Origin of the sequence: Streptomyces bungoensis (genome assembly GCF_001514215.1) — a bacterium.
In the GTDB taxonomy this organism is placed as follows: Bacteria; Actinomycetota; Actinomycetes; order Streptomycetales; family Streptomycetaceae; genus Streptomyces; species Streptomyces bungoensis.
Genome location: NZ_KQ948861.1, coordinates 1 through 7,398 on the forward strand (window position 1 = coordinate 1; position 7,398 = coordinate 7,398).

The 7,398-nt window shown below is 69.5% G+C and carries 7 protein-coding genes and 2 pseudogenes; 3 read left to right on the top strand and 6 right to left on the bottom strand.

Going from position 1 to position 7,398, the window contains the following annotated elements; all coding sequences use genetic code 11:
* A partial coding sequence (locus AQJ66_RS21540; RefSeq protein ID WP_167359176.1) for an Ig-like domain-containing protein occupies positions 1-355 on the top strand: 355 nt, incomplete at its 5' end.
* Between the two features lie 278 nt (positions 356-633).
* On the opposite strand, the gene AQJ66_RS21545 is transcribed toward AQJ66_RS21540, so the two are convergent.
* Positions 634-1,365: a hypothetical protein gene (locus AQJ66_RS21545; RefSeq protein WP_061924766.1), complete on the bottom strand. Its 732-nt coding sequence runs from the start codon at positions 1,363-1,365 to the stop codon at positions 634-636.
* A gap of 261 nt (positions 1,366-1,626) precedes the next feature.
* On the opposite strand from AQJ66_RS21545, the pseudogene AQJ66_RS40105 reads away from it, so the two are divergent.
* Both AQJ66_RS40105 and AQJ66_RS21550 read left to right on the top strand, forming a co-directional pair.
* Positions 1,627-1,788, top strand: a pseudogene (locus AQJ66_RS40105) (pirin family protein); the annotation flags it as partial.
* 255 nt (positions 1,789-2,043) lie between these two features.
* Positions 2,044-2,262: pseudogene (locus AQJ66_RS21550) on the top strand (fasciclin domain-containing protein); the annotation flags it as partial.
* A gap of 51 nt (positions 2,263-2,313) precedes the next feature.
* Here AQJ66_RS21550 and AQJ66_RS37450 read toward each other — a convergent pair.
* The 5 genes from AQJ66_RS37450 to AQJ66_RS21570 form a co-directional block, all read right to left on the bottom strand.
* The gene (locus AQJ66_RS37450) at positions 2,314-2,601 is read right to left on the bottom strand and encodes a hypothetical protein (protein ID WP_079060333.1); all 288 of its coding nucleotides are present in this window, start codon (positions 2,599-2,601) and stop codon (positions 2,314-2,316) included.
* Positions 2,602-2,655: 54 nt separating this feature from the next.
* A complete protein-coding gene (locus AQJ66_RS21555) occupies positions 2,656-3,537 on the bottom strand; it encodes an ABC transporter permease (RefSeq protein ID WP_244162894.1) in 882 nt (293 codons plus the stop codon).
* A gap of 184 nt (positions 3,538-3,721) precedes the next feature.
* Entirely contained in the window at positions 3,722-4,729 is a 1,008-nt protein-coding gene (locus AQJ66_RS21560; RefSeq protein ID WP_061924769.1) for a M56 family metallopeptidase, read from the bottom strand.
* 4 nt (positions 4,730-4,733) lie between these two features.
* A complete protein-coding gene (locus AQJ66_RS21565) occupies positions 4,734-5,159 on the bottom strand; it encodes a BlaI/MecI/CopY family transcriptional regulator (protein ID WP_061924772.1) in 426 nt (141 codons plus the stop codon).
* A gap of 836 nt (positions 5,160-5,995) precedes the next feature.
* Positions 5,996-7,398, bottom strand: a 1,403-nt coding sequence (locus tag AQJ66_RS21570) for a transglycosylase domain-containing protein (RefSeq protein WP_279617331.1), incomplete at its 5' end; no start/stop codon positions are given.

The window sequence follows — 7,398 nt, forward strand, 5'->3', positions numbered from 1 at the left end:
CTACAACGGCAGCGCCGGCTACAACACCTCGACTTCGCCCACGATCAGCCAGGTCGTGAGCAAGGCCAACACCAGCACGACCCTGACATCGTCGCCCAACCCGTCGGTGTCCGGCCAGTCCGTCACTCTGACGGTCACGGTCGCGCCGGTGGCTCCGGGCGGTGGTACGCCGACCGGAGCGGTGTCCTTCCTCGACGGCATGACGCTGCTGGGCACCGGCACCCTCTCCGGAGGCGTCGCCACCCTCAGCACCTCCAGCCTGAGCGTGGGCAGTCATTCACTGACCGCGACCTACGGCGGAAGTGCGAACTACAACGGCTCCACGTCGCCGGCGGTCACCCAAACCGTGAACTGACGTCCTGAACGATCTGCGCCCCGGTCGGTCTGGTGCCGGCCGGGGCGCAGGCGTGCGCGCCGTCCTGCCGGCAGCTGTGCCGGCTCCCCACGCCCATAAGCCCCCGCCGGGCACTCCGGGCGGAGGCTTCGACGACCGGGTCCGGGCCGCCCGCACACGGACAGCGCTGCCGCAGGGGACGGGCAGCCCCGAGGGATGCTTCCGCGGACGCCGCAGGCCGGGCTCACCCTCCGGCCACAAGGCAAGAGAGGCGAGCCCGGCCCTGTTGCTGGGCAGGGTCAGTTCGAGCAGCCCGGTACGCTGCCCAGAGGACGGCAGTTGTTGAGGGTGTTGCCCTTGACACTGGTCCCGATCAGGGAGATCGTGCCGGCGCCCTTGAAAATGCCACCGCCGTCGGGGGCCGAGTTGCCGGTGATGCTGCTGGCGATGATCGTGGTCTTCCCGCCGGCGGTGACGATGCCTCCACCCACGCCATTGGGCGCCTTGTTCCCACTGATCGTGGTGCCGGTCAGCGTCGCGACGCCTGGGCCGGTGGAGATACCTCCTCCCGTGCCCGCGGTGTTGTTGCGGATGGCGCCGCCGACCACGCTCAGGGTGCCGGCGTTGAGGATTCCGCCCCCGGGGCCGGAGGTGATGCCACCGCTGACGTTGATGGTGGTGAGGTGGAGGGTGCCGGTGGGCGCGACGGCGAAGATACGGAACTGGGCGGCGTTCGCCGCGCGCGTGATCGTGGTGTTGAAGCCGGCGATGCGGACGTTGCCCACGATGTCCGGCAGTCCGTTCTGCGGGCTCGTCGGATCCACCGTGGTCAGGGTGTAGGTGCAGCCGGGTATGAGGATGATGTCGCCGCCCCCGGGGGCGGTGTTGGCCCGGGTGATGGCCGCCCGGAGGGCGGGGATGTTGTTGCAGGGGACGACGGTGGCAGCGTGGGCCTGCGTGGGGATCAACGCGACGCTCAGGGCCAGGCCCGCGGCGGCGCCCAGGCTGGTCAGCGTAAGAGGTGCTCTCATGGGCTTCCTCGGGTGTTGTGAGGGATGAGAAGAATCGCCACCATTCACTTCCGGTGACCCTCTAATCACCTTGAGCGACTGCGCGGCGCACCTCCAAAGAAACCTCCTCCGCGTGCGTCCTCGCCACGCGGGCACGCCATTTGGGTGGACGGTTCGGGTCGTGCCGCCATGCGGAGCCGACTCCTCGGCGTCCGATGCTTGCTGACGCCCGAGGGCGCGCGATAACTCTGACCGGGGAAGAGCCGCCGATCACGCGGTACGTGGTGGAACTTCGTCGGGCACACACAGGGGGAGATCGAACAGGCCCGCGAGGACCGGACGAGCGGCAACCGGTTCGGTGAGGTGAAGGGCTACGACGGGGACCCGCCGCCCGCACCCGAGCTGCCTCCAGTGCCGCTCAGACCTCGCGGAAGGGCGCGCTGAACTGGGGAAACGTTGGATCACATGCCGGCCAGTTCGGTGCGGGCAAGAGCACGCTCGTCCAGACCCTCTTCTGGGCTTCGGCTCGAGGATCCCGCTGGCGGCGGTACGGGACTGGAACGCGGCCGGTGTCTGGCAGCGGCGGCTGCACGAGGTCCTGCCAAACTCAGTGCAGTGCTGCCGCAGCGGCTGTAGGTGCAGAAGAACACGGCACTGATCAATCCAAGCCAGATCGCCCGCTGCTGATCACGAACACTGCTCCAGAAGGTGCTGACCTACCACGTCGTCGACGAGAAGATCACGCCGGACCAGCTCTCCAAGGGCTCCTTCACCACGGTCGAGGGCAGCAAGCTGACCACGTCGGGCTCGGGCACCGACTTCAAGGTCAACGGCAAGGCGAACATCGTCTGCGGCAACCTCCAGGCCGCGAACGCCACCATCTACGTCATCGACCAGGTTCTCCAGCCGCCCTCCTGACACAGGGCTCACTCCCGCTCCCGGTGCGGGGCCACCCGAGCCGAACTAGGCTCAGCCGAGACCGCGATGGGCGGCCCACAACTCCCCCGCGCGACTGGCTGCTTCGACAACCAGAGCCGCCAGTTCTGGTTTGTCGGGGACCGGGAACGAGACGTATGCGCCCCGGCCACCGCCGACTGGTCGGCCATAGGCTTTCGCGGCGAGGTGACCGTCCGGGAGAAGCCGGATGTTGAGCGTGGTCAGTTGGAACTCTTCACCACGTCGAGTGTCCGTCCAGCGGAGCGCTTGCGGGATTGTGACGTTGATCGCCAGAGCACTCACTTCCAGGTCGCTGCTCATGGACGGATGCTCTCACGCGAGTCGCACAGGCGGCGGGCTGAGTAGACAGTTTGATCACGACTCGATACGCGTCCCAGCAGCCTGTGAAGACTCGGAAGGACGGCTCGGCGCCGGGCCCCTGAAAAACCTTCTGGCCTTGCGCAGGCCGCCTGTGCGGGTGTCCCGTCCTGGGCGGTACAGACGGTGCCGGGTGACGAGCTCGAGAGTCACGGCCACCGCGATGGCCTGCACGGCCATGAGCGCTATGAGAACGAACAGTTGCACCACTCCGGCCAGAAAAGGGCTGGCCCCGCCAAGGAGCATGCCGACGAACGCGCCAGGGAGCGTGACCAGCCCGACCGTACGCGTCTGGTCCAGACCGGGCAGGAGTGCCTCGGAGGCCGTGGGACGCGCGATCTCCATGCGTGCGTCGCGGTCCGGGAATCCCAGCGCCATCGCGGCTTCCACCTCTCCGCGACGCTGGGACAGTTCGTCCAGGGCACGACGTCCGGCGAGTACGGTCACCGTCAGTGCGCCACCGATGAGGATGCCCGTGACCGGAATGAGGGCCACGCCTTTGAAAGGGACGAGCCCGGTGGCAAGGAGCACTACGACGATCGGTGCCACACCGGCGGCAATCGGAGCGGCAGTAAGCCACCACGTGTGGTTGCTGGTGATTCTCCGCCCGGCCGTGCGCACGGCCACCGCGAACATGACCACGAGGAACGCCATGAGCCCCGGCACCGACTTCACGGCCCAGGTGATGACCACCGAGACCAGGGCGAGCTGGGCGGCGGCGCGGAAGCCGGCGAGGAGGATCTCCCGGGCCCTGCTCTTGTACGGGTGCGGATCGAGCCGGCACCAGCGGGCGACCGCCGCCGCCACCAGCAGCAGGGCGGTGAGCAGGATGCCGAGGGTCGGATTGACCGGTACGAGAGATGCTGCACTCGACGTCACGTGTTCCACCCCGGGCATCGCTTTCGCGTTCGCACATGATCCGGCCGTCTGCATGGGCGGCCGGCCGGGCCTGACCAGCCCCGCCCGGCTTCACCCCTGCTCCTCCCGGTCCGCCGGACGACCGCGCGGACATCAACCGCTTCGACGACCGGGTGTGCGCGGGGCACCGGATCGGCTGTGGGCGCTAGTCCCCGCGTCCCGGACGCAAGTGACCGCTACAGCAGAAGCCTGGCCGGTGCTGACGCTCGGCAGGTGACACCACCTTGGCAGTGCCGAAGCGTGTCGAGCACCGCGCCCACTGTGCGCTGTCGACCATGTGATCACTGTCGGATGCCGCGTTGGCCAGGCTGGTGCAGCAAACGGTCAGCAACAGGCCGCCCACCACGAAGGGCAGGCTCCGGCGGGCGGGAGGCGGAGCCAGCAGGGCCCGCACCCGTTGCGGCACCGCGCCACCCGTCACCGCAAGAGCCGGGGGACGCGACGCACCGGCCGACGCCAGGGCGGCGCGTCCGACGGCATTTGCGACGACCCTGCGGTCTCCGACACGCTCGGCGGCCTCCTCGTCGGCCCACCGTTCCAAGACGTAACCACCGGCGACAGCCAGCGGCCGCAGCAATGGGTTCAAAGCCGCCGTGAGCCGCCACACGCTCTGGAACAGATGGTGCCGACCCCGCAGATGGGCCCGCTCGTGCGCAAGGAGGGCCTCGCGCTCGTCGTCGCGCAGACAGTGCAGCATTCCCCGCGAGACCACTACCCGTCCCGGTGCGCCGGGCAGCGCGAAAGCCAGGGGGACGTCATCGTCGACCACGACCAACTCCGTCTCCCCTGGCAGGTCGGCGCGCTCCCGCCGCACCCACACGAGGTGACGGGCCTGCCGTACGGCGGCAACGACCAGCGAGACGAGGCAGCCAGCCAGCACCAGGGCGCTGACGGCCGCGACGACGCGGTACACGGGGTCCTCCGCGCGCAGCACGGCAACGGACCAACGGCCCTCGGCGGCGACCTGCGGCATCTGGGCCACTCCGCTGAAGGCCAGCAGGGCGAGTGCTCCCGCCCAGCCGATCGCCGTCACGAGCGCGGCGCAGGCCAGAGCCCAGGCGACGGGACGCGGGGGTAGCCTGCGCGCCAGACCGGGTCCGAACACGGCGAGCGGAACTGTGACGACGAGCGGGACGTAGACGCTGATCAGCACCGGGTCACCGCTTCCCGGGGGAGCGCTCGTCCTCGCCGCTACGGCCGTCTCCGGACAGCAACTGATGCAGCATCTGTTCGTCCCGCGCCGACAGTTCGGAGACGAAGCGAGCGAGCACCGCCTCACGGTCGGAGCCGCCCTCCAGCAGCGAATGCATCCGGTGGGCGGTGTGAGAGGCCTCGTCACGGGCGGGCTCGTAGACGTATCCGCGGCCCTCGCGGTGCCGGACGAGCACGCCCTTGTCGTACAGCCGGGACAGGATCGTCAGAACGGTCGTGTACGCCAGATCGCCGGGCAATCGCTCCTGAATCTGCCGTGCGGTCGACGGGCCGCCGGCAGCCCAGAGCGCGGCGAGTACGTCGCTCTCCAGCTCCCCCCGGGCCCGTCTGCCCGCTGTTCCCCGGGCCTCCTCGTCCCCTTGGTCCTTCACCGTTCACCTTCCTTCGCGGTCAGTCCGTAAAGCCTACCCAACCTGTGACTACAAGTTGTAGAAGGTGTGCTCCGTGCGGAGGAAAAGCCCATGCCCCACGCCGCAGCATGACGTCCGGGCCCGCCCTTGCGGGCGCCATTCCGCAGCAGCGGGCCACGCGGAGCACGGAACGAGCCGGATCGCGCTCGTATCGGTGAGCGTCAGCCCCGGTCATGACGGTGCCGCCACCGAGCTGGAGCGCCGCCTCACCGCGGACGGCTTCGCCGTCGACCGGTGGGACCTGATGGATCTGCTGCCCGCCGGACCCGGCCGGGCCGTACGGGACGGCTCTGCGGCCGGAATGAGGGCCTGCCGAGCAACTGCGTGCGGAGGGCATCGCGTACGCCTTCGGCTGGGTCGAGGACATGCCCGGCCCGATGCGGACCGCGGACGTCCTCGTTCAGAACGCCGGCGGCCTCACCTCCCTGGAGGCGTTCGCCTCGGGCCTGCCCGTCGCCGGCTACCACTGCATCGCGGGCCACGGCCTGCACGTCCGCCCTGGACAAGGCGGGTGCGGCCGTCTTGATCCAGGATCCGGCCGACCTCAGGGCGGTGCTGAACAACCTGATCGGCGGTCCGCTCCCAAACCAGCAGCGGGCAACGGGCCTCGCGTCTTCGCCCGGAACCAGGACGACGGATCGGCGGCCGAGGCAGCGCGCGTTCACCGATCAGGACTCCGGGACGTGAGCCAGACCCCCCCCCGCAGCCGCACGCCGCGCCGTCTCGCGACCACGGCCTCGGTGGCGTCCAGCCTCTGGTGCGGGCCCGGGTCACCTGCATGTCGATTGCATAGCCGATCAGCGCGCCCCTCTACGGACACCGGCCGTGGCCGGTGGGCTGGTCGAGGGAGCGGGTGTTGGCGTGGGTGAGGTACCACCGCCGGTGGTACCACCGAGCAGCCCTCCGTCGCCGGCACCACCGGTCGTGGTGCCGGCCGCCGCGCCGGCGGTGTCGGTCGGACTCGGGCTCGGGCTGACGCAGTGCTTCTTGTGCCCATGACACGGGCCGATGGGGCCCGGTGGGGCCGGTGCGGTCGTGGTGGCCGTGGGCGCGCTCTGGGTAGCAGCGGCGGAAGGGGTGGGTGAGGGAGCGCCGTATTCGTCGGAGGTCCGGCCCAGCGCGGGCGCGGGCGGGAACTGCCGTACGGGCTGTCCCTGGAGGGCGGCGGTCATGTAACCGGTCCACACTTCGGTGGGCATGTCGGCGCCGAAGACCTTGGAGAAGCCGCCGACGCCCTTCATCGACTGGAGCCCGGAGTTCTTCGGGTCTTCCTTGAACATGCTGACGGCCGTGCTCAGTTGTGGGGTGTAGCCGATGAACCAGGCGGACTTGTAGTCGTCGGTCGTGCCGGTCTTGCCGGCCGCCGGGCGCCCCAGGGCTTGGGCGTGTGTGCCGGTTCCGCTCTTCACGACACCTTGCAGGACGTCGGTGACAGTGTCTGCGGTCGAGGAAGGCATCGCGGTGGTGCCCTTGGGCGCCTCGAAGCCGGGCAACTGCCGGCCGTCGGCGACGACTTTGGTCACCGAGTACGGCTCGTGCTGCACGCCCTTGTCGTCGAAGGTGGCGTACGCGCCGGCCATGCGGATGGCCGAGGGGGTGGAGGTGCCGATGTAGAAGCCCGGGGTGTCGTACTGCAGGCTCTTTCGCAGCAGACCCGCCTTGAGGGCCTCGCCCTCCACGTTGTCGTAGCCGACGTACTCACCCAGCTGCACGTAGGGAGTGTTGACCGACTGTTCCATCGCCTTGCGCAGCGTGATGTAACCCCACTTCGTGGGCACGTCGTTGCGTTGGTGGAGCAGGCCCGAGGGGTCGCTCGGGTCCGGCATCTCCTGCCCCTGCTGGTTCTTGATGGTGATGCCGTCGTCGCCGTCGAACTTGGAGTCGGGAGTGATCGGCGAGGCAGGCTGACCGGGAGAGAGGACGGCGCCGTGGTCGAGGGCGGCGGCCAGATCGAAGGGCTTGAAGGTGGAGCCGACCGGCACACCGGAGGCGTCGGCGTTGTCCGTCCAGTGGCCCTTGTCCCAGCCCGCCCCGCCGTACAGCGCCACTATCGCACCGGTGGACGGATCGATGGACGCAGCCCCGACCTGGACGTGCTCGTCGGCCGGGCGGTGTTGCGGGTCGAGGTGCTTGTGCTCCATCGCCGCGACGGACGCCGACAGCGCGTTCACCCTCTTCTTGTCGAAGGTGGTGTAGATCT

Excerpts from the sequence above, each read along its gene's own strand:
- AQJ66_RS21545 (WP_061924766.1), bottom strand. The coding sequence starts at position 1,365 with ATGAGAGCACCTCTTACGCTGACCAGCCTGGGCGCCGCCGCGGGCCTG.
- AQJ66_RS37450 (WP_079060333.1), bottom strand. The coding sequence starts at position 2,601 with ATGAGCAGCGACCTGGAAGTGAGTGCTCTGGCGATCAACGTCACAATC.